21 protein-coding genes are annotated in these 25,059 nt (G+C 43.1%); 5 read left to right on the forward strand and 16 right to left on the reverse strand.

What is annotated here, in order from left to right:
- Window positions 1–27: 27 nt before the first annotated feature.
- The 11 genes from K1M91_RS11300 to tssI all read right to left on the reverse strand — a co-directional run bounded on the left by K1M91_RS11300 (window position 28) and on the right by tssI (window position 11,742).
- Complete coding sequence (locus K1M91_RS11300) at window positions 28–963, reverse strand: type VI secretion system baseplate subunit TssG (RefSeq protein ID WP_232801865.1); 936 nt, start codon at window positions 961–963, stop codon at window positions 28–30.
- Window positions 954–2,708 (reverse strand): type VI secretion system baseplate subunit TssF, encoded by a 1,755-nt coding sequence (gene tssF, locus K1M91_RS11305; protein WP_232801866.1) that lies wholly within the window; start codon window positions 2,706–2,708, stop codon window positions 954–956. Before tssF ends, K1M91_RS11300 begins: the two co-directional genes overlap by 10 nt.
- Entirely contained in the window at window positions 2,701–3,129 is a 429-nt protein-coding gene (gene tssE / locus K1M91_RS11310; RefSeq protein WP_232801867.1) for a type VI secretion system baseplate subunit TssE, read from the reverse strand. Before tssE ends, tssF begins: the two co-directional genes overlap by 8 nt.
- Window positions 3,129–4,523, reverse strand: coding sequence for a type VI secretion system contractile sheath large subunit (locus tag K1M91_RS11315; protein ID WP_232801868.1), 1,395 nt, complete (start codon window positions 4,521–4,523; stop codon window positions 3,129–3,131). The genes tssE and K1M91_RS11315 overlap by 1 nt, the downstream gene beginning before the upstream one ends.
- A 36-nt stretch (window positions 4,524–4,559) precedes the next feature.
- Window positions 4,560–6,038 (reverse strand): type VI secretion system contractile sheath large subunit, encoded by a 1,479-nt coding sequence (gene tssC / locus K1M91_RS11320; protein WP_232801869.1) that lies wholly within the window; start codon window positions 6,036–6,038, stop codon window positions 4,560–4,562.
- A 2-nt stretch (window positions 6,039–6,040) separates the two neighbouring features.
- Window positions 6,041–6,541 (reverse strand): type VI secretion system contractile sheath small subunit, encoded by a 501-nt coding sequence (tssB, locus tag K1M91_RS11325; protein WP_232801870.1) that lies wholly within the window; start codon window positions 6,539–6,541, stop codon window positions 6,041–6,043.
- Window positions 6,542–6,556: 15 nt separating this feature from the next.
- Window positions 6,557–7,078 (reverse strand): type VI secretion system tube protein Hcp, encoded by a 522-nt coding sequence (locus K1M91_RS11330; RefSeq protein ID WP_232801871.1) that lies wholly within the window; start codon window positions 7,076–7,078, stop codon window positions 6,557–6,559.
- Window positions 7,079–7,121: 43 nt separating this feature from the next.
- Entirely contained in the window at window positions 7,122–8,573 is a 1,452-nt protein-coding gene (locus K1M91_RS11335) for a type VI secretion system ImpA family N-terminal domain-containing protein (protein WP_232801872.1), read from the reverse strand.
- A 244-nt stretch (window positions 8,574–8,817) separates the two neighbouring features.
- Window positions 8,818–9,120 (reverse strand): PAAR domain-containing protein, encoded by a 303-nt coding sequence (locus K1M91_RS11340; RefSeq protein WP_232801873.1) that lies wholly within the window; start codon window positions 9,118–9,120, stop codon window positions 8,818–8,820.
- 16 nt (window positions 9,121–9,136) lie between these two features.
- Entirely contained in the window at window positions 9,137–9,712 is a 576-nt protein-coding gene (locus K1M91_RS11345) for a Twin-arginine translocation pathway signal (protein WP_232801874.1), read from the reverse strand.
- Between the two features lie 47 nt (window positions 9,713–9,759).
- Window positions 9,760–11,742 carry a type VI secretion system tip protein TssI/VgrG gene (tssI, locus tag K1M91_RS11350; protein WP_232801875.1) on the reverse strand — a complete coding sequence of 661 codons (1,983 nt, stop codon included), beginning with the start codon at window positions 11,740–11,742 and terminating at the stop codon, window positions 9,760–9,762.
- Between the two features lie 493 nt (window positions 11,743–12,235).
- On the opposite strand from tssI, the gene K1M91_RS11355 reads away from it, so the two are divergent.
- Window positions 12,236–13,792 (forward strand): hypothetical protein, encoded by a 1,557-nt coding sequence (locus tag K1M91_RS11355; RefSeq protein WP_232801876.1) that lies wholly within the window; start codon window positions 12,236–12,238, stop codon window positions 13,790–13,792.
- Window positions 13,793–13,795: 3 nt separating this feature from the next.
- On the opposite strand, the gene K1M91_RS11360 is transcribed toward K1M91_RS11355, so the two are convergent.
- On the reverse strand, window positions 13,796–14,803 hold the full coding sequence (locus K1M91_RS11360; RefSeq protein WP_232801877.1) for a DUF2860 family protein: 1,008 nt from the start codon (window positions 14,801–14,803) through the stop codon (window positions 13,796–13,798).
- A 251-nt stretch (window positions 14,804–15,054) separates the two neighbouring features.
- Here K1M91_RS11360 and K1M91_RS11365 point away from each other — a divergent pair, with 251 nt between their 5' ends.
- From K1M91_RS11365 to K1M91_RS11380, 4 genes are read left to right on the forward strand one after another with little or no spacing between them, the layout of a single operon-like run.
- Window positions 15,055–15,900, forward strand: coding sequence for a MipA/OmpV family protein (locus tag K1M91_RS11365; protein WP_232801878.1), 846 nt, complete (start codon window positions 15,055–15,057; stop codon window positions 15,898–15,900).
- The gene (locus K1M91_RS11370) at window positions 15,890–16,294 is read left to right on the forward strand and encodes a DUF3019 domain-containing protein (RefSeq protein ID WP_232801879.1); all 405 of its coding nucleotides are present in this window, start codon (window positions 15,890–15,892) and stop codon (window positions 16,292–16,294) included. Before K1M91_RS11365 ends, K1M91_RS11370 begins: the two co-directional genes overlap by 11 nt.
- A 35-nt stretch (window positions 16,295–16,329) precedes the next feature.
- Window positions 16,330–17,043 (forward strand): response regulator, encoded by a 714-nt coding sequence (locus K1M91_RS11375; protein ID WP_232801880.1) that lies wholly within the window; start codon window positions 16,330–16,332, stop codon window positions 17,041–17,043.
- A 2-nt stretch (window positions 17,044–17,045) separates the two neighbouring features.
- The gene (locus K1M91_RS11380; protein WP_232801881.1) at window positions 17,046–18,341 is read left to right on the forward strand and encodes an ATP-binding protein; all 1,296 of its coding nucleotides are present in this window, start codon (window positions 17,046–17,048) and stop codon (window positions 18,339–18,341) included.
- 39 nt (window positions 18,342–18,380) lie between these two features.
- On the opposite strand, the gene K1M91_RS11385 is transcribed toward K1M91_RS11380, so the two are convergent.
- From K1M91_RS11385 to srmB, 4 genes are all read right to left on the reverse strand, one after another.
- Complete coding sequence (locus K1M91_RS11385; RefSeq protein ID WP_232801882.1) at window positions 18,381–19,397, reverse strand: DUF2860 domain-containing protein; 1,017 nt, start codon at window positions 19,395–19,397, stop codon at window positions 18,381–18,383.
- Between the two features lie 305 nt (window positions 19,398–19,702).
- On the reverse strand, window positions 19,703–20,434 hold the full coding sequence (locus tag K1M91_RS11390; RefSeq protein ID WP_232801883.1) for a hypothetical protein: 732 nt from the start codon (window positions 20,432–20,434) through the stop codon (window positions 19,703–19,705).
- Window positions 20,434–23,562: a bifunctional proline dehydrogenase/L-glutamate gamma-semialdehyde dehydrogenase PutA gene (gene putA, locus K1M91_RS11395; RefSeq protein WP_232801884.1), complete on the reverse strand. Its 3,129-nt coding sequence runs from the start codon at window positions 23,560–23,562 to the stop codon at window positions 20,434–20,436. The genes K1M91_RS11390 and putA overlap by 1 nt, the downstream gene beginning before the upstream one ends.
- Window positions 23,563–23,727: 165 nt before the next feature.
- A complete protein-coding gene (gene srmB, locus K1M91_RS11400) occupies window positions 23,728–25,005 on the reverse strand; it encodes an ATP-dependent RNA helicase SrmB (protein WP_232801885.1) in 1,278 nt (425 codons plus the stop codon).
- Window positions 25,006–25,059: the final 54 nt, after the last annotated feature.

The following is a 25,059-nucleotide window of genomic DNA, read 5'->3' on the forward strand; positions in this document are numbered from 1 at the left end:
TATAACGCGGTTTATTTAAGTCAATCGTTACTGCATCAAAATATGGACGACTTTATCTGGGTTTCGTTCTGGCGCGAGGCAATCTACCTCACCTAATTTCGCACCTTTGTTTGGATTACTTGAAAGTACAGGGCGATTTAGATAAGCCCTTTTTACACTTTGGTAAATTGAAACGGGCGTCATATCCCGCAAAAAGTGGCTGATCATGGTTGCCATCGCACGAGTTAATTGCTGATCTTGTTTGATTGCGAGAAACTGTGCGCGGCTATTAGGCTGTATGAATACTTTTAAGTGGTTAAATTGGCTAATACAGGTTTTGCCCATTAAAAAACCTTGGCCTAACAGATTATTTCTTGGCGAGTGAGCACTCAGTTTGGACAGTGCATCACTGGGCAATTTACGTCGCTCAAAGGTGTTGATCCTGACGTCGATATCGTACGGGAAGTAGTCATTGAGTAGCTGCTTTAAAGTGCCTAAATGGCGGCTCTTTTGTCCCATCAATAGGCTGTAACGAAACCAAGTATTGTTGGCCAAACCAGCAAATTGATGAATGTCTTGTATTGCTTGTGCTTTTTGCTCTGCAGCTAAGATCAACCAAGTGCGAGTTTCAATCTGATGACGAATTTCAAAATAGCGTTGGTTAAAAATGTCGAGAAAGTCTTTCAATGCATTATCATCTTGATGCAGGGCATTGAGCATGGCGCTGTAAAGGTAATCAGGGAGCACGCCTTTGACCCCAGAAAGGGCGGTTTTCGCTAAAGTAATATGCACCCCTGTTGATTGCCATTCTAGCGCTTGTACTTCACGGGCCGAGCCCGTTGGCATCACTTCGGCGTGGTAATGAATGTCCACGGCTTGACCAGCTTGTTCGGCCATGTTTTGTAATAAGCGGATCACTTGTACAAAGTCATACTGGTTGGCGTGCTGACTGAGTTGCTGGCCGAGAGGTGAGTTTAAAAACATAACTGACTGCCGTGCACTTTATCAAACACCTTAACCGCGCCATCTTGACCGTGTAGCTTAATTTTTAACTGAATATAGCGGTCGAAGCTGCAAAATTGTTGCAAAAAACCATTTAATAAGTGTGCAAAAGCTAAGTAATGCTCACTACCATCTAATGTCACTTCAATTTCTGTACCGGCTGCAAATATATTTTGTCCCATCACTCGTAAGCTCGATACTTGAGGTTTGAATGTCACCTGTTTAATTGTTTCAATTCGTTGGCCATCTTGACTGGCTCGGCAGCACAGGGTGAGCATTTCTTTGAAGCTATCAGTGGGCTGTTTACTTTGTAATAAACTATGAAAGTTACTGTGCAGTAAACCAACAAAGCGCCAATGTAAACTGGTATCAAGCTCGGGTAAAATGGGTGACGAAGGGGGTTGCAATAAGTGCAATTCTCCGGGTAAATCTATGTTTTCTAAACATTCGAAAGCGCCTGTTACACTACAAGCTAAATTACCGTTACTGCATAACAACTGACTGCCAATGATTTTCTTGTTGGTGGATTTGGTAGGGGAAGTATCGCTAATGACTAACTCAACTTGTTGCAAAGCGTTATGACGCGCTTGCCAATAGGTAGTGGTATTGGGCTGGTGATATTGCTCACCAAAGAGTGGTGTTAGGGGTTTTTCACCTTGAGCATGAATTTCAAATACTCGTTCCACATCAATAATTGCCACTTGGCTGTCGTGATGGGCGTCAGCCATAATCGGCAAACTTAATGTTTTATGCTCGTAGGGGATCGGTTCACCACGTTGACTAAACAGGTTAATGGCGGGGATTACATTTAGTTTGAATACATTATTATCAAACAGACGAATAAATTCCGCTGGGATCGCACTCATAAAAAAATTAAGGACTAAGGTCGAACTTTGTACGCTTTGACTCAGTTGATTAAAGTCTTCTAGGCGGAAAAACTGCGCCTTCTCTTTAAAACTAAAGAACTCCCTAAGCTGCTGAAACCCCTCAAATTCATTGCCTGTTTTATGTAAAAAAGAAAAATGACTGTCAGTAAGTCGATTGACTAGCTTACTTGCAGGCACTTGTTGATGTTTAAGTTGCTGTTCATCGGAGGCTGAAATCAGTAACGTTTTTCCGAGTAGTAGCTCAATTAAAGAGTCAGCATGTTGTTCAAACCCTTGGACGAAAAGTGCTAGTTGTGGCAATTCTAATTGACTAAATAAAGTGGTTTCATCGGTGGTTTCTAAGGTTAATTGAATTACGGCATTGGCTTTTTCCGCTCCCTCTGGACGCTCGAAGTTAAACGGTGCGCTAAAAGCTTGTACTTTATTAAGGCTAATAGGGTGAATGGTTAAATCTGCCACAGTGCGAAACAAGCACTCTTGTCCCTCTGCATTTGCGGCTAACGCACTGCCAGCCGGTAGCAAAACACTCTGGGTTAGCTGCGCAGGATCGGCTTTTAGGTTTAAATAGGCGACACTGGGAATAATTTGATTGTAGCTGGGGTAAAGCACACTCAATAAACCATCGATAACCTCGGGCAGCTGTGCACTTATCTGTTGTTCGGTTTTAGCATTCAACAGTGCCACGCCATCCATTAAACGGGCGAGGCTAGGATCATTAATTTGACCTTGATTGATATCTAGCTGTTCACCATGACTTGGATGTTGCTGGGCAAATTGGCCTAATGAGCGACGCACAAAAGCGAGCTCTCGCTCATAATAACGTAATAGGGTATCAGACAAGATCTTCATCCTCTAAAGTCGCGCTAAGATCGCTAAGCTTGATTTTGGAATCAAATACTAACTCTTGTAAGCCGGCTTCGGTTCTGAGTTCGGCGAATAGGGTAAAGCAAATTGCGTTTTTAGATTCATCTCGCTGTTTGAGCTCTACACTCACTTTATCAAGCCTTGGTTCAAAGGTTTTGATCCAGTGCTCGACTTGATATGCGAACTGTTGGTTATCCAAATTAGCTTGCAGTAGTTGCATATCTTCGATACCAAAACGCATACTTGATGAGCTAACTTGTTGGAAGCTATCGTCGATTAGCATGAGTGGGGCTTCACTGGTTAATAATTGGCTTAAATGGTAACGCACGGATTCCACTTCGCGTTGACTTGGGCTAATACCGTCTTTGGTGTTGATGAAGGTTTGCCAGAAAGACATTAGCTGGCCTCTGCTAAATCAGTGGTTAGCACAACTTCACCACTGAAATGATCAAACTGATACTGCGGGATGAGCCTTAAATCACAGTACAGCGCGCCAACTTCATCGCCTGCTTCTCTTACTGTGACTTTCGCATAGCGTAGTGGGTATTTGGCTAAGGTTGCTTCATCGGCATAATCAACATTACTAGAAAGCTTTTCAATCCAGTTGGTTAGGTAGGTTTCACACTCTTGTGCACTATTAAAACTGCCAATCATTTCACGCACTTGCACCTTGAGATAATGGGCAATACGACATGAAATTAAAGTGGTTTGTAGTTGCGTGAGTACTTTGTCGTTGTCCGATTCGCCTGCTTGCCAAATAGAATTGTTACCATTAAAAAAGAACTTATTGGTGAGAGGACTTAAGCTCATTGGAATAAAGCCTTGCTGGGCATAGAAATTCGCTAGTTCGCCGAACAAACGTACATCTGGCTCGGGCTGTTTAAGTAATGCTGTTGCGATGCTTTCTTCGGGTAAATTGATTACCGCTCCTTGATATTTATCAGGCCAACGTGATTTTAAAAAACCAAACCAATTTAGGCGGTGATATTCGCGTAAAATGGTGCCAGCAAAAGTAAAGGCGGCACTGCCCCACAAGCTAGCGGTACCTTGGTTGTAAATAAAGCCAAGACCATGGTTTTTATAGCGCTGACGAAGTTTAACGCGCGGCATTGCCAAGCAAATAAAGCGACTACTTGAGTGTTTGCGTAGCTTTTGCCACGCTAAGTAATCAGGGCCATTGAGCACCTTGTCAATACGTTGGGTATCTGATAACCAATCGGCTCCCTGTGCCGCGAAAAAGTCCAGCGCGGGTGAAAATATCATTGGGCATAAACAGGATTCACCTAATTTTGCGAGTAACTCTAAGGTATAAATGTCGTCAAAATCGCTGTCAAAATCGATGTCCATACTAATACTGTGAGCAAAAACCATGCACCCAAAAGGGTGGCCCCCTAAGGTGTTAAGTTCTTGATTCGCTATTTTATTGTATAGTTGACTCAGTTTAATTGAGTAAGATTGATTTAGATCGCTAGAGGTTTCAGCCCAACTCATGTCGAGAAGCTTTACTTGTGCACGGCGATAGTTAACCGGTAGATGCGTTAAGTTATGTAGACTTAACCAATTTGCAGCCATCGCCTTATACTCTGGCGCGGCTAAAATAGCATCAAGCTGTTGCGATAGTTGTTGATCTATTGTGGTGATTAAGCGGCTTAAAAAGCTCATAAAGGTGCTTTGATTTTTAAGGGCGCTAGGAAATAACTCAGATACCAAAGATAAAGCGTCTGTTAAAAACCCTTGGTCATTGCTATCTAAATGATTGAATTTATATTGCCAGTCTGGTGCTAACTTCATATATAAAATGGCCAGCATAGCCGGCCATACTCTTAATTAACCTGGGATCTTAGCAACCATTCGAACTGAGGTAGTCAGCTCTTCAAGTTGTAGCCATGGGCGTAAATGGGCGATAGCAGAGTAAGCGCCTGGACGGCCGGGTTGCTCTACTACTTCGATACGAGATTCCGCTAGCGGGGTTTTAGCACGTTGCTCATTACCAATAGCACCTGAGTTGGTATATTGATCAATCCAAAGTTGTAGTTCACGTTGAATGTCAGGGGCTTCTAGGTTAGAGCCTAGTTTATCGCGACCCATGACTTTTAGGTAATGGGCAATGCGACCACTGGCCATAATATAAGGTAAGCGTGCTGAAATAGCCGCGTTTGCCGTAGCATCAGGGTCGGTGTAAGTTTTTGGCTTTTGAGTAGTTTGGCCACCAATAAACACAGCATAGTTACTGTTTTTATAGTGCACTAGGGGTAAAAAGCCTAAATCACTCAGTTCTTTTTCACGTTCATCGGTTAAGTTTACTTCCGTTGGGCACTGCTGCAAAATGTCGCCCGCATCGGAAAGATAGGTAAGGTTTGGTAGATTTTCTACTTTACCACCGTTATCTAAACCTCGAATTGAAGTACACCAGCCAGAGGCGGTGTAAGCTTGTGTCATTTTCAGGCCTAAGTCATAAGCGGCATTTGACCAAACTAGTTGAGAATTATCTTTCGGTTTTGGATTCCCGGCACTGTCAGTAGCTAATTCTTCATATGCAAAAGCATTAGTTGGTAAGCCTTTTTCACCATAAGGTAAGCGCGCTAAAGTTCGTGGCAATGTCAGCGTTACATACCGAGCATCATCACTTTCACGAAATGAGTTCCATGCAGCATAAGCTGGTGAGTCAAAACCAGCAGCAACAGGCTTACCTTCATTAAATGTTGAAAAACTATTAAATTCAAACATTTCAGCGTTCGCTGCGGCAATAAATGGGGCATGACATGCAGCGGCTACTTCACCCATGTAACGAAGTAGGGCAACATCTTCATCCTTGGCGCTAAATTCATAATCACCAATAAAAGTGCCGTATGGCTCACCACCTGCAGTACCAAATTCGCCTTGATATAGGGAATTAAAAAGCGGGCTACGGTCGATAGCTGGGGCATCTTCAAACTGCTCCAATAACTCTTCTTGAGAGTAATCAACCATTTTAATTTTAAGCGAGCGGCCTAAGTCACTTTCTTTAACCAATTTTTGCAGGCCACGCCATGAACCTTCTAGTTTCTGAAAATCATCTTTTTGCATCACTTCCGATAGTTGATGCGACAAGCGTTTATCAATTTCGGCAATGGCATTTTCGATGGTTTTAGTAACGTTTTTGTCCCACGTTACTGTTCCGGCGAGTGCTTGTTCGGCCAGTACAGAGAACAGCTCTTTGGTGGTGTCTGCTGGTGTTTGCGTAGTGGCTTCGATAGCGCGGTCTAGAAAGCTTAAGCTGCCTTCTGCTGCTTCGGCTTGTGTTTGCGTTTGGCTTTGTTCTGTCATGGTTACGCGCCCTCCTTGTTAACACCTAGCTCTGTAGAGAGGGCATTAATGGTGTCAGCACTTTGTAACACTTCCTTTAGCAATTTCTCTAAATCACGTGAGCGATCTGCTTTAGAAAGTAATACTTTTAACTGGTTACGAGTTTCAACTAATTGCTTTAATGGCTCAACTTGTTCAATAATGGCTTCAGGCTCAAAGTCTTTGATTGAGTTGAACTTTAAGCTTGCTTCAAATTGACTGTTATCGTTTGCCAGCACGTTATCCACTTTTAGACTCAGTTCCGGACCTACGCGTTTCATAACAGTATCAAAGTTGTCTTTATCGATGTTGTAATAAGTGCGATCTTCGAGATCTTCCTTATCGGCTTTATGGCCAGAATAATCACCAATTACACCAACTACAAACGGCAATTCTTTGGTCTCAACGGCGCCGTTTGTCTCAACGTCATAGGTTATACTTACGCGATTTTTACTAACGCGTTTATGCTGTGAGTTAAGTGCCACAGGCTTTCTCCTTTGTTATTTAGCAGTTGATGTCACTTTAGCTGTTGGTGCATCAAAGCCAACTTCAGGACCTTTCTCGATCTTACCGCCATCAGATTCAATATAGTAAGCTTTAGAAATCTGAGTGTAAGTGAGAGAAAAAGATTCCGCAGGTAATGAACCATCGCTACCAGACATGTTATAGCTAGCCATACGAGCTTTTTTTAAGGTTAAAATAAGGTAAGGATCGGCGCCAGAGCCCTCACGGTTAGGTTTGGTCATTACAATTTCAATGGTTTTACCTTCCGCACCTGGGGCGTATAAAAAGCTTGTTAAGTGCGCAGATGCGCCATCACATGAGCGAGAAACACTGACTTCACCTAACGCAACCATACCTTGGTCGCCATTGTTCGAATTACCTACGTCGATACCGACACCACGAACCGCGCCCCATGACACACTATCAATCGCGAAGAAGCCGTCTTTGCCGCCGATTTTTTCTACGGTTGCTGCACCTTTAGGGGTAACACCGTCAATTCTCATGAAAATTGAAGCCATTTTAATCTCCTTGGTTTATTTAGCTGTTGTATTTGTCAAATTACTACCAAGCAAAATCGGAAAGGCCCGAGTTGCTATTTGCTTGGGGTTCTTGCTCTGCTTGCTCGTCGTTATCTAAATTATTGTGAGTTAAATCTTCAATATTAGAAGCCTGCCCTGTAGCCAATTCCGTTGCGGCAGGGGGAGTCGGGACCGGATGAACAGGTGCAACCCCTTGCTGGCTTTCTCGCCTGCTTGGATTAGGCGTTTCAATTGTGGGGGGCTGCGTAGGCGTCGTCATAGTACGTTCTACGTCTGAAGGCGTGATATTCAGCTTTGGGAGTGGGATTGGTTTATTTTTGTCTAACCCTGTCAGCATGTTAATTTGATCCGTTACGTGACTATTATCACCGACCATTTCAGCAAGTAACTCGGGTAAGCTAAGGTAACCCCAACGGATAGCACGCTCTAGTAATGATGCGACTGGGCTATGTGGCTCGGTCGCACGAAAGTAATCAGCGATTTTACGTAATTCACTAAAGGCATGATCGCGATTTAAGATCTTTCCTTGTGCCAATAGCCCTTTGATATCGAGCGTATTGTCCTCATTAAACGACGTTTCAACAGGCCTTGGTGTTGATACTACGTCTTTTGCTTCAGCGGGGGGGGCGATATCTGTGGTGTTTATAGATGCTTCAGGAAGTGGTTCATCTACTTGTACGTCAAGGGGCCAAGGCTGTATTTTATCGCCGACTAGGTATCTAATGCAGTTAATCAATTGCTCAAACAGTTGCTTAATGAATTTAAAACTAAGTCCTTTTGCTCTGTCTTGCTGGCATTTCTCATGCAGTAATGTTTCTGCACTTTCCAGTGCTTGCATGGCTTGTCCGAGGGCGATTAAGTTTTCATTGGTCTGTTGATCGAGGGCTTGATGGGCTGATTCTTTCAATTCAGCTAAGTTTCCCGCGCGCTCGGCAGCAAGATATTGGCTGTAGCTAATATCACCGATCAGTGGTTGCATCAGCAGTGGCATATAAAGAGAGCTGCTGTCTTGGCTTTCTCCAATCAACTGCAGTAACGGTTTTGTTCTTAGCTCGGCCCATTCTTTTTTTTGTTCAGCAGGATCTGTCGACTTTAGTTTTTCAACTGGTGGCATAGGGTGTAAATGAGGCCAATAATGTTCAATCCATTGTGGTAAAACAGCTAAGGCTTGAGCCGTGTTAGCCAGTGGTTCACGAGAAAAAATTTGTGCATTAATGAACCAGCATAAAATCTCTAGATCTTTAGACTGAGAGCTAAGAGTTTGGTGGGTTATATCACTTAATTCAGACCAGCTTTGTTGATTAGCTGCGACTTTCGCTTCATCAAACGTGGCGCTGGGATCTTCAACCAGCTGACGGAAACTTGAGAGTGCGCTGTTGTAGGCATTTCTGAGAGCTCGAAATGCACTGCGGTCACTTTTAAGATAGATACCACATGGATTTTGCTCCGATAGGGGTAAAATCAAGTCATCCATTCTGTTTTATTTCCCTTAAACACTTTCAATCACTATTGATAAGGCCTTTGGCCGTGATGATATGTTAATACTGTTATCTAATTGTTTTTATTATGAGTAGTAGGAATGTTTACACATTTCATTAACATTAGATGTTAGCAGAGAACTTTGACAAAGATGTTTAATTTTTTGTGCTTTTTCTCTCATATGCTTAAAAAAGCATTAAGTCTGTATATATTTCGATCTACAATCTTTTTATTGCTTATTAGCCTCCAATTAAAACCGTTGGCATTCCCACAACTATTGTTCCACCATGAGCGGTGGTGTCGCCCATTCTTGCAACAGGACGGTTACTGACGAGTACTGTCATACTACCTTTGACGATTGAATCAGGAGGGCCAACACAAACGCACATATCACCCATCACTGCCGCCGGTATATTGCCAATTAATACATTGGGTACACCTGGACCGACTACCGGTCCACCAACATGGGGAATGGGGGGAACAGCTGGCGTGAGCATAGGGCAAACATGCATTGAGGTAAGTTGTGCCGCCGGTAAACTCATAAAGTATCCTTTTTATTTAGCTGGGCTGCTGGCCATTGCCGCCGTTGGCAATATTAATGGCTGTGGCAGTGGCTTGTTGATAATAATTTACTTGGCCTTGCCAATCCGGTAGCGCTGCTGCCATGTTAACAGCGCCTGCTGTTGCTTTAGCATATAGGTGAGGGTCTGGCATCACGGCGGGTAACGATGGCGCTACGATACTGCCACTGCCATTCCAAAATACGGCTTGTAACAACCAGCTTGGGCCGCAATTCAAGCTCATTTTATTCAGCATTAATTCAATCCGGCGACGAAGTACCTCATCTGGTTTTTTTACCCAGCTTTGACACAACTCTATAGCTTGTATTTGATTGGGGTGCCAGTCGTTGTTACGTAAGTTGAGACACAAGCTCGCCCACCAAATTGATTCTCTTACCGGTAAGCCATGGGCGATAAATTGCATCAAATCAAAGTGCAGTCCTTCTTTATCGAGTAATTCTATTGTTTCGAGAATTCCCAATGGCTCGGTGACTAAGGCGTGAGCCTCATCGCTGGCAGTAAAGCAAGCTAGTAGCTGTTGTCCTGTTTGATACGGAATTTTTTTTAATGACATATTTTTAGTTGCTCGTGAGACCAGCAGGTGAGAAATATTGCTTGATCTTAGTTAACTTTAACAATTGCGCCTTTAACTTCCGTCATGACGCCGCCGCCAACGGAGGTTTTAAGGTTAGATTTTACATCAGTACTTAATTTACTTTGTGCTGTTAACGTTGTTTTTGCATCTAAGGTTAAGCTTAAGGCTTTGAATGAACCAGCTCCGCTCGCTTTAACATCTACTGATGCGCCGCTTAACTTGGCTGATGTCGACGCTTTGGCATCGAATGTCATCCCCTGTAACTTTAAGCCCTTAGAGGCTTTAACTTGGATATCTGAGCTCTCAATTTTAATTGATGAAGTGGTCATGGTGATTTTACTTGAGCCCACTTTTAGCTCAATTTTATCATCTGCTTCAAGGGTGATGGTCTTTGCTTTTTCGCTAATGCCCTTATCAGCTGTTAGCGCATAATCATCTTGGGTACTGATCGTCATTTTCTTAGTAACGGTACGCTTTTCTTCACCCTTAATCGTTTGGGTATGATTATTTTCTATTTCAAATAGACTGTCTTTAGCTGCGTGTAAGTATAATTCTTCGTTATCTTTTTTATCGTCAAAACGTAATTCGTTACTCTGGCCACTAAGTTTAGTTTTGATCCCAGACTGGGTACTGTCTGTGTCTTTGTATGGTGGTTTTTGTTTGCTGTTATAAACGCTACCAGTCACCACGGGGGAATCGGGATCACCGTTAATAAAGCTAACTAATACTTCTTGTCCAGCACGTGGGATAAATTGGCAACCGTAGCCATTACCTGCCATCGATTGAGCTACGCGAACATAGCAGCTGGTTTTGTCGCCACTGGTTTTAGTGTCCCATTGAAACAAGATTCGAACACGGCCTTCGTCATCTTGACTAGGTTGACCTTTACTACTGCCTGCTACAGTCGCACTTTGTAGCCCTATAATTTGCGGTTTCGGCTTTGGGGTTGGATAGTAATTAGTATTACTTGAACAAAGTAAAAGTTGCACCTGAGTTTGCCCATCTGCTTGATATTCACTCTGGCTTGATATGACTAAATAATCCCCTTGTTGCGATTTATCTGGATGGTTTTTTAAGCTAAACCACTGCCCGACAACAAAGTCATCTGATGTGCTTTCTGCGGTAATTTGTTGATAATCTTGTTCAAGTTGTTCAATTCGTCGTTTAATTAAGTTGCTACTTAAATCATCTATTTTTCCACTAATACTGGCTGCGGGAAAATGCTGTTTTGTTAATTTAGTGTTATTGGCTATCTTATTACTGGATTTTTTTACTTTGCTGCTAACTAATTTTGTTTGCTCATAGTCATAGTTGTTTAGCTCTAAGCTCGCGCTATGGAATGTATACTGAGGCAACCAAGTATTAATCAGTGGATGCTCACCACTGGGCGTGTCACTGTGATCAAAAAGGGACTGCTTTGCTTTCACAAATGGCTTCTGCGCGTCCTGCAAAATTAATGTGTGCTTATCTTTGCTGTGTTCAAAAAAATAATGCACGCCTTCTTCAGCTAACAGTCTGCTGACAAAGTCTAAATCTGATTCGTTATATTGCAAACAATACTCACGTTTGGTGCTAGGCATAGCATTACATTTAAACATGCCTTTAAAGCCCGCCTCGGTGAAAATGTCACTCACGATATCCTGCGTGGTTTTGTTTTGATACACGCGGTGATGCAGGGTATGACTCAATAACCAAAGCCAAGGGCGCAAGGTTAATCGATAAGTGGCAAACAGCTGTTTGTGATCCCAACCGGTTTGTTGAATATGTGTAATATAACCGTGATATGCACGCTGTTGCTCACGCATCCCTGAAATAGCGCTAAAGCGCTCGATTGTCATGGCTTGGCCTAGTTGCTCTTTAGCATTGAAGTTTTTAGCGATTAGCTCAAGTGTTATTTCAAACGGAGACGAAAGTTGTTCGTTGACACTGAGTTTTATGACGCTATAAACGTCGTTCTTATAATCACTTGCCGATAACAAGCTCGTTTCATCGGTGTATTGTTCTGCCATTTGTGCAGGCTATCCTTGCTGTAATAGTGAGCGTTATGGTAAACCTCAATTTTTTACTAGAAGTTTTTTAGCTTGTCGTCTAACGCGTTTAATGAATAATTAGCTTATCCGGAACCGCTTTGGTTTTCAAAAGGAAACAGAAAAGTAACATTTGTTAAAAGCTTAGCTTATTGGCACGATTATGGTTTGTGTCACGCTATGTCAACCCCCCACAAGGTTTACCTTCATTTTGTCTGCAGGGCGAGCGCATGGGCATACAAAATGTGAGCAATTTAGCAAAAAGTAACACTTTTTCTTATCCGAAATGGTGAAACATGCTCCTCAAAAACTGTTGATGGCTTAACCATCGCTTCCTTGTGGCAGATGTTCGCCTAAGAAAATATTACTAATTGCTTGAAAAACATTCATGTGCTTTCCCCTGACTGAGCCTGGTAAATGCAACAATTAGACTTGCTATCTATACTTATTCCATCGCTGATTGGTGGAGCTCTTCATGCGCCTTATTACCCGTCCTCTAAGCTATACCTTAGCCTGTTTGGCTTTGTTGCTAACGTTATTGTTGCTTTATCCCGAGCCATGGCTTTATTTTGGCTGGCCGCTTGGGGTTGACCTACAGTCAGGGTTGTTAGCTATTGGCAGTAAATTGTCATGGTTAGTTATGTTATTGCTGTTGGCTTTAGGGCTTAGTTTGTGTCGAATTAACCAATTAAAGCTGCAGATAGCTAAAGCTGCGAAGCTGCGCATATCAACCTATCAAGACATAGAAGCCGCTGTTTATGAGGGCTCACCATTTATAGAAAGTGATTTAGACCCATCAGAAATAAAGCCGATCAAAGATGCCTTATATTGGCAGCAACAGCAGCAAAAAGCGTTGAGTGAGAAGTTGACTGTCTTACAGCAACAAAAGCAACGAGAGAATAAAAAACTATCATTACTTGAGCAAGAAAAGCGGCAATTAAAACTAAATATGTTGGAGCTGAAGGAAAAAAATCAACAGCTAACTCAGCAAATTACACATTTAAATCAATTTTTCCCGAAACAGCTACAAGAGCTTACAGAAGAGTTTGAACAATACAAATCGAAGCAAAGTCAGTTGGTTCAGCCTTTGGTTGACGGTATCGTTCAGGTGATTGACGAGCTCTCTTATTTACAGTGGCGACCGGCAACGGCCAATCAAGCCGCAGTGCTACGTTCGTTACAGCATGATCTTGAAAGGGAATATCAACGGCTGCTTGATACTGTCGGTTTGGAAAAAGAGCGCCCGGCCACCTTAGCGAATAAAATTTTACCTTTAGGGCCGCACGTATTGAGTGTTGATGCATCGGCGTGGTCGTTGGTTTGGTTTAGTCATGACCAAGATTCGAGTCAACTAGAGAGTATGATTGAATGGGGGATAAGTGTTAGCGTTGCAAGTGATGCAACGCAAATAGGCGGCGTACTGAGCAAAACAAAAAATAACGTTATTTTGGTTGATTTAGGCACACAAGCTGGCGCTTTGCCCCAGTTAGAGAGTGAATTTGGCGCTGACGCCTTGATCGTCTTAGTTGATAAGCATTGGTCTGAAGCGCAAATACAGCAATATAGCGCGGTGGCGGATGGGGTGTTGGTTTCCCCTTTCTTGCGACAAGACTTATTACGTATCTTGTCTGGCATGGCTCGTGGTGACATTAGTGATTCCGTCCATCAACTGGAGTTAATGTTACAAGGGCAGCTGCCTAGCGAGGTTGTTGAGCCTTTACTTGCGCCACAGGAGGTAATGGTCAAGCAGCAAGTGATGGATGACAAAAAGCAACTTTCACCAAAGGTGACAGAAGCCTTATTCGATCTTGCATCGTTAGCTGAGCAAGTTGCTGATGGCCAAATGGTTAACGAGAATGCTAGTAAAATTATTATATTAAGCGAGAGGCTTGCGTTGCCTGTACTGGCAGTGATAGCGCGAGAGTTGGCGCAGCAGTGCAAGGCAAAGCAAGATGTGACTGCATTATGCTTTCTGCTGTGGCATTGCTATCAAGACTCGGTACGCGCTTTTAATGCCCGTACCGAGTTTTAGTGGTTAAAAGTTGTATACCATGCCGATGGAGGCCGCGATATTTTGTTCGTCATAGAAATTAATGTTGGAATCTTTTTTACTGTAGCCCGTCATGGCGGTAAACGCAGCATTTTCCCAATTAAAGGGAGCGCTATAGCTGTAAAAAACAAAGGCACCAATCTCTTTATCTTCTCGTTTTTGATTGAAGATAGGATGTGATTGATCAAATTGAGATGCGCCATAAAATACGCTAGTCGCTAGCTGGCTCCGCTCTGATAGCATAGTGATAAGGGACAGCTGTAGCTCGGCTTTATCAAAAGCCATGGCTTCTCCCTCTAATGCCCCACGAGTTAAGGTCACGGCGGGTTGCAGTGTAAATTGCTGCGATAGGGCATGACTGTATTCAATCATAGCTTGATGGTAATCCCCATCTCGCTTTAATTGATCTTGTTGTGATTTTGATAATCCTAGGCTAGTCTGTTGGCCACTTTGATCGTGTTCATAATCTGCCTCAGCCCAAGTATATTGGATGTTGATTGGGTTACCATAAATATTAAGTATATTATCAAACCGAACGCGTACACCTTGGGCGCTGACATCAGTTTTTTGGCGTTTTACATTAGTCAGATAAGGATCCTTCCATGCTTCAGACTCTGCGAGTAAAGGGACATAAGCTAAAGTTACCACCGTGCCGTTATCAAACTCTTGGCTAATGCCCAATTCGGCTTTGAAATCGCCAAGTACAACATCATCTTCACTATTACCAAAGAAGAACTGTGTTTTTTTATTTGACAGGGTGTAAGACAAGCGACCGAGGGCAAAGGCTGTTGCAGCACTTTGCTTTTTTCCCGAATTATTCAAATCTTTAGTGATGGCGTTATCTTTGTCTGTGTTGCTTTGAGATTGACTTTGACCCCCTCCGGCATTGATGTTTAAAACAAAATCAAAGCCAGGCTCAGCAAGGTCGGCAACACTTTGCTGCGACGCTAGTAACAAACTTGAAGCGAGTAGTGAGTGAATTATCCGTGACATGTTTTTTTCCTTCGATTGATAACCTTGGACTGTTCCAAAGATTACGCCATTGGAAAAATTATTCTGTCAGGGTGTTTTATGGTTTAGTGATAATTTGTAAGAGAAATAATGTTTACTGAGTTTAACCAAGGGGGTAAAGGGCTTATCTCTTTACAATTTCTAACAAAATTATATTTAAATAGCCCTGAACTAATTATTCTTCTCCCTTATAATCCCGTATCTAGGGTATTTTGTTTTGGTATTTTGACGTAATGAATATAAACCAATGGATGGTCGCCGGCCTGTTTTTATTAGGTATGCCGATGTCATTCGCGCATGCTGATAAAACGGCTGAAAAACCGGTAGATGAGATCGGTTTTTGGGATGAGTTTCGCTGGGACGCCAGTGTTGGTGCTGGTTTGGATTTAACGGATGATTTTTTATACGTCAAAGATGAGCAAAAAATTTCTTGGTTCTTTGATGTTAATTTATCTATTGAGTATAAAGATTTCTATCTAGACATTCAGCGTAGTAATTTGCCTGGCGGGGCCGTTATGGGTTACCACCTTTGGCAGGGTGAAACGTGGCAGGCCGACTTAGTTGCAGGTACTTATACCCTTGGTTTTGATGAAAACGGCAACTATTACACTAAAGATGGAGGTCCAGCACTGCAGGGGATTAAAAGTCGCAATGACGATTTTAACCTTGGTGTTAAATTTTTTCGTGATTATGATTTTGCTGACTTTAGTACCGAAATTGTCACTGACTTTGGTCGCTCTCATCAATCTTGGATGGTTCGTTCGGTTTTAAGCCGACCCATTCCAGCAGGTAACTGGGATCTACGTGGCGGCCTAGGTTTTGATATTTACTCAGCTAAAATGGCTAATTATTATTACGGGGTTTCGGACGATGAGGTTAGTGCCGTTCGACCTGCTTATCAGCCTGGATTATCCTTTGGCGGTTATGGCATGTTTGTCGCTGAGTATCCTCTTAGTGAAAGCTGGGTGTTTTATTCTGCTGCCTTAATTGGGGTTGCCTCAGATAACATAAAACAAAGTCCATTAACAAACAGTAATGTCAGAGTCATTGGTTATTTAGGGGTGAAATATGTTTTTTAAACCCCTGAATTTACTGTTTGCGACGTTAACTTTTATAACCTTGATGCCATTATTCGCTCATTCAAAGACATTACCAAATACGGATTCGATTAGTGTGACACCTGAAAAGTGTGTGGCGCTACGTGAAGGTCGCCAATGTTTAGCGGATGTTGTGTTTCATTGGCAGACGGTTGTCCCAGGTGACTATTGCCTGATTGAAAAAGAGGCCTTAACGGTTGCTCGTTGTTGGCAAGGCTCGTCTTCAGGACAACATAAGTTTGCTTTCTCAAAACAGCAAACCACTCAATTTTTATTGGTGGTCAAAGACACCAACCGTGTGGTGCTAGAAACGGAAGTCGAAGTCAGTTGGGTCTATAAAACCAAACATAAAAAACGTCGTTGGCGTCTGTTTTAAACTGGCTCAGATTGAAAGCTTTAAATGAGGTGTAAATGGAAAAATTAGCACGTATCTTGGTGGTTGAGGATGACGTCTCTTTAGCACAGTGGATCATCGAGTATTTAGATAATAAAGGTTTTCAGACGGCTCATTTGATGCGCGGAGACGAGGTAGAGCCATATGTTCGTCAGCATCAGGTAGACTTGGTACTGCTTGATCTTATGTTGCCGGGCTTAGATGGTCATCAAGTTTGCAAACAACTTAGGCCTTTTTTTGATGCGCCGATCATTATGTTGACCGCCCGCGATGATGAATTTGATGAAGTTCTTGGTTTAGAGCTAGGCGCTAATGATTACCTACTTAAGCCGGTTCGTCCGCGTGCTTTGTTAACCCGAATTAAAACCGAATTACAGCAATATAAAGATCAATGTCAGTTAAAAGGTAATAAAGTATCTTCGCAGCTTACTTTTGGTGGTTTGATGCTAGACGCTCAATCGCAACGTGCTGAGTTAAACCAAACCGATCTTGCCTTAACCACCACCGAATTTGAGTTATTGTGGTTGTTAGCAAGTTCTGCGGGCCAAGTACTGGATCGGGACACCGTGTTTAAAAAAATGAAAGGTTGGGAATACGACGGTCTAGATCGGCGTATTGATGTCTTGATTTCGGGGCTACGGCGCAAAGTTGGTGATAGCCAAGGCAAGGCGAAAAGAATAAAAACGGTCTGGGGTAAAGGTTATTTATTTGTTGCAGATGCTTGGGAATAACCATGCGTCGCTTATATCTCAGCATTGTCGTTATGGCCCTCGCATCCTTATTTTTTCTTGGTTGGATGTTAGATCAGTTTGAAGCCGCCGATGACTCTCAGGTAAAACAAACCGAATACGCGCTTTATTTTCAATTAATGGAAGGGTTTGCTCAGCAAAGTGCTGTACTAACCTTACCGCAGTTACAATTAAAAGTACCCGAGTGGCGCAACGCTTTTAACTTACCTCTGTCTATGCATCATACAGACGAACTGGCTTTGCCCCAAGAACTACAAGCGCAGTTACTCGCGCCGGGTGGATTGCTGTTAGAGTCAGATAGTCGTCCTTATTTGGTCAAGTCTTTAGCAGCCCATCCACATTATCAGCTCTATCTTGATTTACCTGAAATTGATAGTCCATCCCCACTTGATTTATGGCTCACTTTGGCTTTTTACCTTGGCGCAGGGCTTTTAATGGCACTTTGGCTTTTTCCTTTAACAAGGCGACTAAGCCTGATCCACCGAATGGCGACTGAGTTCGGCAAAGGAAAGCTGGATAGCCGCATTCCGGCAAGTCGCTTTTCTTATATCCATTGGCTTGAAGAAAGCTTTAACAGAATGGCTCAGCAGATTGAAGCACTTATTGCTGAAAACCGTATGCTAGCAAGTGGTTTATCCCATGATTTACGTACGCCGTTGGCTTGTTTGCGTTTTGGCGTTGAAGCAACACTTGATGCCGAAGATGCGAATGAAAAGGATCAAATGATCTTAAGGATGGAGCGAGATCTTGAACAAATGGAACAAATGGTCAGTGCCTTTTTAGATTATTCTAGTTTAGACAAACGAAGAGATAAGCTATCCATTGAGCAGCATCAGATAGGCGCTTTGTTAACCGATATTCAACGGCAGGCAAAGATGCTGGCAGAGCAGCAAGGAAAGGACATTCATTTTATTAATAAAGCCAATCAACAGTTGGTTTATGCCGATAAAGTATGGGTAAGTCGCGCGGTATTAAATATTTTGTCTAATGGTGTGCGATTTGCAAAACACCAACTTGAGTTTAGGGTTATGGTAGAAGAGGGGTATTGGGTGATTGAAGTGGAAGACGATGGCCCTGGGATCCCCGTTGCAAAGTGGCAAAGTGTGTTTAAGCCCTTTGTGCGATTAGAGGCCAGCCGCAGCCGAGAGCAAGGTAATTATGGCTTAGGGTTGGCGATTGCACATAAGGTTGCACAGTGGCATCAAGGCGACATTCAGCTGATTACACCTACTCACTTAACGGGCTGTTGCTTTAGGCTCCGTCTTAAAATCATTGAATAATTAGCCCGAATCGTGGATAAGCAAAACTGAGGTTAAATATTAAAATGTATAAGCCATACCAGCAGCAACACTGAGCATGTCTGATTCATAGAATTGAATATTAGAGTCGGTGTTGGCCCAAGCTCCAAATAATGTGAAGCTAGCATTTTGCCAACCCAATGGAGCTTTATAGCTATAAAAAGCGAAAAGCCCCCACTTATCATCTTGGCGGGTGCGGTTAAAAATCGGGTTGCTGACGTCATACCTTGCTTGGCTATAAAACACATTACCTGTAATACGATGTTTATCCATTATTTTAATCAAACTTAAACGAGTACCGTATTCGTCGTAGCTCATCGCTTGGCCAGTCGCATCCCCTAAGGTGTAAGTGAGTGCTGGTTCAAAAAATAGGCCATTGCCCATGGGGACGAGCATTTCTAAAGTGGTACGGTGATAGTTAGCATTTCTATCGAGTAAACGCTTTTGCTCGTTCGCTAAAGCAAGGGCAGTGCCGCTGGTTTCATTATCCAGTTGATTTTTAGCAAAGCCGTATTTAAAACTGAATAAGCTGCCGCCGATGTTCTCCCACGCCAGTCTCGCGCCTTGCGAGTCTTGGTCAGTTTTTTGACGTGATTGATTCACGACATAGGGGTCTTGCCAAGTTTTACTAAAACTAGGCAACCGTGGAAACCAAGCCAAGGTGAGTTTACTGGTATCGGAAAATTGATGAGTGGCGCCTAGCTCCAATTGGAATTGACCTTGAGACACGTTCTCTAAACTATTACCTGCAAACAACTGCGTTTTTAAATCTTCAAAGGTATAAGAAAGCCGAGCCAGAGGGAAAATAATGCCTGAATTAATTTGTTGTCCTGAATTGTTCAAATCGGCTGTCACCTCATTGTCGTCATCGGTTTTCATTTGCGACTGAGACTGACTAAAACCGCCATTGATGTTAAGCGTTAAGCCCCAACCTGCTTCATTGGCAAGGGGCCGAGCCATGGCTTGAGGTAAATAAAATGCGCTCAAGATGGCCAAGGTGATGGTCGCTTTTGTCGCAAGCATTTTTTCGCTAAACATGGAGTACGTTCCTTGTGATTCGAGACAGGTTAAAAATGGTGTAATTAAGCTTAATTTAGCTTGCTTAGAGCAAATAAAACATACTTATGTGTCGGTTTACGTTTAGTGGCTTATTTTAGTTCAAAATCAATGACTATACCCAATCGGTCTAGAGATACTTGACGTCAGTAAGGGGTTACATACATTTAGGTAAGGTATTGAGCGTTGATCATGGCTGTTCCCTTATCAAAATGAACTATTTAGTATAAAGGTGTGTAAAACTAGCCCTGAAATATGCGCCTTCAAGTTGATTGGGTATGCAAAGATTAACGATTTAACAGCTCTATATGGCCTCCTATCGAGGTGCAATTTTGGCTAATGCAGGTTTCACCGATAAAGGGCAATAAACACTCTGGATGAAACGCCTGTTGTAAGCTGGCTTGATGGGAGATACCGACTTGGCTGATAAATGGGCCTTGCCGTTGGTTGAGTAAACGGTGAAAGCTCTCTGTTTTATCCGGATTGGGGTGCTCAAGATAGGCGACACCGGCTATATTGCTGTGTTGGTTCATTTGTAACCAATCTAAGTGATGGGTGAGTTGAAATAACTCATTGGGCAGTGATTTAGACAGTGAAATAAGTAAGCATTTTTGCCATTTTTCAAGTGGGTGTATGTAGTGTAAAAGTACGCTGTTGCCACATAACAAAGCTGCAACGGTTAAGCTGATTAAACGAGTAAAGTTAAACAGTGTCGGTTTAGTTTGATCGAGTTCGCCCACTATGAAGATGCCTCTGCCGTGAAAATGCAGCTCATTTCGCTCGCCAGTAACGCCAGTTAAGGTTTGCGGATTGAAATTTCGCTCAGCTAAGGTGCAAAAATACTCACCACACAGACATATTTCATCTATGGTTTGCTGCGCTTCATTAGATAGCTTGCCATGTTCAACATGGCTTGGTACTTCGCTGATCCAATGACGCAAGACATGGTCTCTATGGGATTGGGGTAACTTCCCCCAAACTTGAAATTGCGTATGTGCGGCTTGCCAAGGGTTAGACATTAATATGGCTCCAATTGACTAAATGCGGTTAAGTAAGTCGGTCCGCCGGATTTTGGCCCTGTTCCTGATAAGCCCCAACCGCCAGTCGGTTTTGCACCAATGGTGGTATCTGTTTGGCGGCTGTTAACATAAATAGTGCCCATTTGTAATTGATTCGCCAACTGATCAATGCTGGTTTGATTACGGCTATGGATGGCACAATTTAAACCGTATCCCATCTGGTTAATCTGCTGTATTAAATGAGGTAACTGGTGCTTCTCATAACGTAATACATGTAGAATTGGGCCAAAAGCTCCGCCATTAACGTCGTTTATTTGTTCTATTTCGAACAGGCATGGTGCGATGAAATAGCCGTTTAAGTCATGGTGCAGTGGCGTTTGTCGTATTAAACGAGCACTGTTATTTAAGTGCACCAAATATTGTTGCAAGTGCAACCACGTTTCCTTATCTATAATGGGGCCTAAATCTTGGTAGATTTGCTCGGGGTTGCCGACTGCAAGCTCTATCATAGCATCGGATAGCTGCTTGATAATGGCATCGGCTACATCATCTTGTAAACATAAAACCCTTAATGCTGAACTGTGCTGACCTGCGGCAGAAAAAGCAGACTTGAGAGCGTCTTGAACCACTTGTTCATGGAGCGCTGAGCTGTCCACTAGCATGCAGTTTACTCCCGAAGTTTCAGCTATTAGTTTTGGAAAGGGAGGTTTGCTTTGGTAGCAAGCTTGTTGAATCTGTTGTGCTGTTGTGAGACGACCTGTCACGGCGATACCGGCTAGGTTAGGCTGCGTTGAAAGCTGCTTCGCGACCTTGTCTGTGCCAGGCAAGAACTGAATAGTATAAGGAGGAAAACCAACACTCAGCATGAGTTTAATCACTTGATAGGCAATTAGACTTGATTGTGGGGCGGGTTTGGCGATAACGGTATTGCCACAGATCAAGGCTGCGCAGACTTGGCCAACAAACACAGCCAGCGGTTCACTACATGGGCTAATGCATAGCCAAACGCCTTGGCCTTTTCTACGCCAGTTTGTGGGCGTTAAAGAGGGCATAGATAATGGTGATTGCTGAAATAACGACAAGCCTTGATCAGCATAATAGCGGCAATAATCGATCGATTTTCGTAGCTCGCAATGGGCATCAAATAGTGTTTTTCCAGCTTCCATCATGCACAGAGCCGTCAATTTCGGAGTCTGTAGCTCAAGTTTATCCGCTAGTTTGTTGAGTAAACTCGCGCGCATTTCAATGTTAGTCTGTGACCAAGGAATAAAACCATTTAAAGCGACCTTATAGGCTCGATGTATATCTTCCTGTGACGCCTCAATTTGTTTACCCATTACTTCATCAAGTTGATAGGGCTTGGTCATTTCCTTTTGGTTTCGATCTGCGAGGTGAATGTTTCCATCCGTGTCAAGAAATATTGCTTCACCGTCAATAATAGGGCCACTAATGTATTGTTCATTAAAGTATGGTGTGACACGTTTTTGCCAATAATCCAGAGTGCGATTACAGGCAAAGTTAATGCCAGCACTGTTCTTTCGCGCTGGACCAAATAGGTCAGATGGCAGGGGGAAATGAGCGTTACTGGTATGGTGGGAGTCAAAATATTGGTCAACCGGGTGTTTAATCAGTTCACTTATGGGGACGTTTTTATTGGTGATGGCACTTAAAAATGAATTATTAGCGCTATTTTCCAATAAGCGGCGAATCAAATAGGGCAGCAGACTTTGATAATGACCGACGGGAGCGTAAACGCGCAAGTTAGGTTGCGGGTGGTGGTGGTAAAGAGCTTCGCCCATACCCAGTAGTTTTTGAAACGCTACCGTTTGGCCATTGGCCATCACTTCGATGGCGGCAACTGTATGAGCGTTATGAGTGGCAAATTGGGCCTGCAAATAGGGTCGAACATGACTCGATAGCAAATACCTTACGCAGCAGAGGTAGTTAATATCAGTCGCGGCCTTACTCGTAAAAACGGGATAGTTCGCCAGTCCTAAGTGTTGGCTGTTTTTAATTTCGGTATCCCAATAAGCCCCTTTTACCAGCCTAACTTGAATCGGAGTGTGGTGCTTTTTGGCCAGCGCTGTCAACCAGGCTAGTTCGCTCAGTGCGCGTTTTGAATAAGCTTGCACAGCGAGCCCAAATCGGCCCCAGCCCATTAAACTTGTGGTTTGGAATACTTCCCTAAATACCTGCAGTGACAAATCAAGGCGTTCAGATTCTTCAGCATTGATAGTCACCGCCACATTGAGACTTTTTGCCAGAGTAAGTAGTTGTAATAAATTATCTTTTAGCTCAGTTAATACCCGTTGAGATTGGCTTGGCGCAAATCTGGGGTGCAATGCTGAAAGCTTTATCGAAATTGAATCCTGACGTTGATTTTGCTGGTTATGCTTTGCGATCTGGTGGAGGTTTTGAATTTGTGCGGCCAAATTATGTTGTGCAGTTTCACTGGTGATGGTTGTCTCACCGAGCATATCGAAATTTAAATGTGGTTTATTGCCAAAACGTGGGTCATTCGTATATTTAAGACCCTGTTGCAGGGCATTGGTAATGTTTTTCCCCATAACGAATTGGTGTGCCATTAGGCGCATTGCATGGTTTAGGGCTTTGCGAACGATGGGCTCAGTGAGACTGCTAACCAAAGACTTAATGGTTTGTTTTATGCTCTGTGTTGGATTGTCTAGTGGTGTGATCCGGCCCGTCAGTAATAATCCCCAAGTGGAAGCGTTAACTAAAAAAGAATCGGAATGTTGTAAATGTGACGACCAATCAGATTGGGTTAGTCTATCTCTGATTAAGGCATCTGCAGTTTCTGAGTCGGGAATGCGCATCAAGGCTTCAGCTAAGCACATTAGCATAACTCCCTCTTGGCTACTCAGGTGGTACTCCTGTAAAAACGCTTCTGTTAGATTGGTGTGGCGATGATCGGCTCTTATTTTACCCACTATGGTAGCGGCTAGATGGGTCGTTTTAGACATTTCCCAACTACTGATACTGGCATAATATTGCAGTTGTTTTACTAAATTGTGTTCTTCAGTTAGGTAATATTCAGCAATGTTCTGCCAAAGAAATGCGAGATCAAGGTCGACAGATGTCGGGGAAAAGTAATCATCCACTGATAGCATACAGTGCTCCGAATATGACCAAGGTTAATCCATAGTTTAGTACTAAATAGTTAAAGTTGGCTTGATATCGGATTTATTTTTGTTTAAAAAACAGTACCTTTATAGTAAATATAACTCACCCTTACATCATTGCTTGCTGTAAGAGTGAGCACTAAAAGCTATTTTTTATGATTTGGCTGCTTTTTTAGCCCAGCTCGGTTTACCTTTATCTTTTTTCGACTTGCTTTTTATTTTAACTGTGGCTTTTTTGGTATCGGTTTTCAGTGGGGCGCGCTTTTTCTTCGCAGGCACAGCGGCTTCTTTATTATTAGGTCGCAACCCTTCAATAATGCGACGTTTAATTGGCTCTTTCATGTAACGCTCAACTTTTGCGAGCATTTCTACATCATGAGCTTCAATTAATGAAATTGCCGTGCCCTTGCGACCACCACGCGCGGTTCGACCAATTCGGTGTAAGTAAATATCGGCAGTGCGCGGCATGTCATAATTAATCACGTGACTAATTTCAGGCACGTCAATACCGCGGGCGGCAACATCGGTAGCAACCAGTACATTCACCTTACCGGTTTTAAAGCGCATGATGGCGGTGGTGCGTTTTGACTGCTCCATTTCACCACGCAAGAAACAACATTTAATGCCAGCTTCTTCTAATTTTGTCACTAGTTCAGTTAAGCGATCGCGGGTTTTAACAAATACAATAGCGTGCTGTACTTCTTCTTTTTTTAAGGTTGCTTTTAGCAGTTCAAACTTATGGTTAATGTTGTCAGCTAAGTGAACCCATTGAATAATTTTGGCGCGCTCGCTACGCGGCGCGGCAGATTCAATACTGATAGGCTCTTTTAGGATTTTTTCAGCAAATTGACGCAGCCCTTTTCCTTCTAATGTTGCAGAGAACAAGAAGGTTTGTTTGCGCCAACGCGCCTCTTCAGCGATGCGTTCCATGGTGCTAATAAAGCCCATGTCTAGCATGCGATCTGCTTCATCTAAGGTAAGAATCTCTATTTCGCGACAGTCAAAAGCTTCTTGCTCAATGTATTCCATTAAGCGCCCAGGTGTAGCGACCACTAGATCCATGTTTTTAGTTAACACTTCTTCTTGGGTTTGGTAGCTAATACCGCCGATAATAGCACCGACTTTAAGTGGAGTATCTTTACACAGCTTAGTGGCTTCAACTTGAATTTGTACTGCTAATTCGCGCGTTGGCGTGAGAATGAGCACCCGAGGTGAACCGGGTTTGCGTCTTGGGAAATTTAGCATGTGCTCGATAGCGGGTAATAAAAACGCTAACGTTTTGCCGGTTCCAGTGGGTGAGCTTGCCATTAGATCGCGGCCATCCAACGCATGAGGAATGGCTTCTTGTTGGATAGTTGTTGGCTTGTCGAGCCCCATGCTGGTTAAGGCATCGACGAGTAGGGGATCTAACTCAAGATCGGCAAAAGACATAGTGATTTCCAGTGTAACTAAATTGGAGGGGGATTATAGAGGATCTCGCTCTAC

The sequence above is a fragment of the Motilimonas sp. E26 genome (assembly GCF_021278025.1).
GTDB lineage: Bacteria > Pseudomonadota > Gammaproteobacteria > Enterobacterales > CBDFNC01 > Motilimonas.

Excerpts from the sequence above, each read along its gene's own strand:
- K1M91_RS11340 (WP_232801873.1), bottom strand. The coding sequence starts at position 9,120 with ATGAGTTTACCGGCGGCACAACTTACCTCAATGCATGTTTGCCCTATG.
- K1M91_RS11355 (WP_232801876.1), top strand. The coding sequence starts at position 12,236 with ATGCGCCTTATTACCCGTCCTCTAAGCTATACCTTAGCCTGTTTGGCT.
- K1M91_RS11345 (WP_232801874.1), bottom strand. The coding sequence starts at position 9,712 with ATGTCATTAAAAAAAATTCCGTATCAAACAGGACAACAGCTACTAGCT.
- K1M91_RS11360 (WP_232801877.1), bottom strand. The coding sequence starts at position 14,803 with ATGTCACGGATAATTCACTCACTACTCGCTTCAAGTTTGTTACTAGCG.
- srmB (WP_232801885.1), bottom strand. The coding sequence starts at position 25,005 with ATGTCTTTTGCCGATCTTGAGTTAGATCCCCTACTCGTCGATGCCTTA.
- putA (WP_232801884.1), bottom strand. The coding sequence starts at position 23,562 with ATGCTATCAGTGGATGATTACTTTTCCCCGACATCTGTCGACCTTGAT.
- K1M91_RS11375 (WP_232801880.1), top strand. The coding sequence starts at position 16,330 with ATGGAAAAATTAGCACGTATCTTGGTGGTTGAGGATGACGTCTCTTTA.
- K1M91_RS11390 (WP_232801883.1), bottom strand. The coding sequence starts at position 20,434 with ATGTCTAACCCTTGGCAAGCCGCACATACGCAATTTCAAGTTTGGGGG.
- K1M91_RS11330 (WP_232801871.1), bottom strand. The coding sequence starts at position 7,078 with ATGGCTTCAATTTTCATGAGAATTGACGGTGTTACCCCTAAAGGTGCA.
- tssC (WP_232801869.1), bottom strand. The coding sequence starts at position 6,038 with ATGACAGAACAAAGCCAAACGCAAACACAAGCCGAAGCAGCAGAAGGC.
- tssI (WP_232801875.1), bottom strand. The coding sequence starts at position 11,742 with ATGGCAGAACAATACACCGATGAAACGAGCTTGTTATCGGCAAGTGAT.
- K1M91_RS11365 (WP_232801878.1), top strand. The coding sequence starts at position 15,055 with ATGAATATAAACCAATGGATGGTCGCCGGCCTGTTTTTATTAGGTATG.
- K1M91_RS11335 (WP_232801872.1), bottom strand. The coding sequence starts at position 8,573 with ATGGATGACTTGATTTTACCCCTATCGGAGCAAAATCCATGTGGTATC.
- K1M91_RS11380 (WP_232801881.1), top strand. The coding sequence starts at position 17,046 with ATGCGTCGCTTATATCTCAGCATTGTCGTTATGGCCCTCGCATCCTTA.
- K1M91_RS11300 (WP_232801865.1), bottom strand. The coding sequence starts at position 963 with ATGTTTTTAAACTCACCTCTCGGCCAGCAACTCAGTCAGCACGCCAAC.
- K1M91_RS11315 (WP_232801868.1), bottom strand. The coding sequence starts at position 4,523 with ATGAAGTTAGCACCAGACTGGCAATATAAATTCAATCATTTAGATAGC.
- tssE (WP_232801867.1), bottom strand. The coding sequence starts at position 3,129 with ATGTCTTTCTGGCAAACCTTCATCAACACCAAAGACGGTATTAGCCCA.
- K1M91_RS11385 (WP_232801882.1), bottom strand. The coding sequence starts at position 19,397 with ATGTTTAGCGAAAAAATGCTTGCGACAAAAGCGACCATCACCTTGGCC.
- K1M91_RS11370 (WP_232801879.1), top strand. The coding sequence starts at position 15,890 with ATGTTTTTTAAACCCCTGAATTTACTGTTTGCGACGTTAACTTTTATA.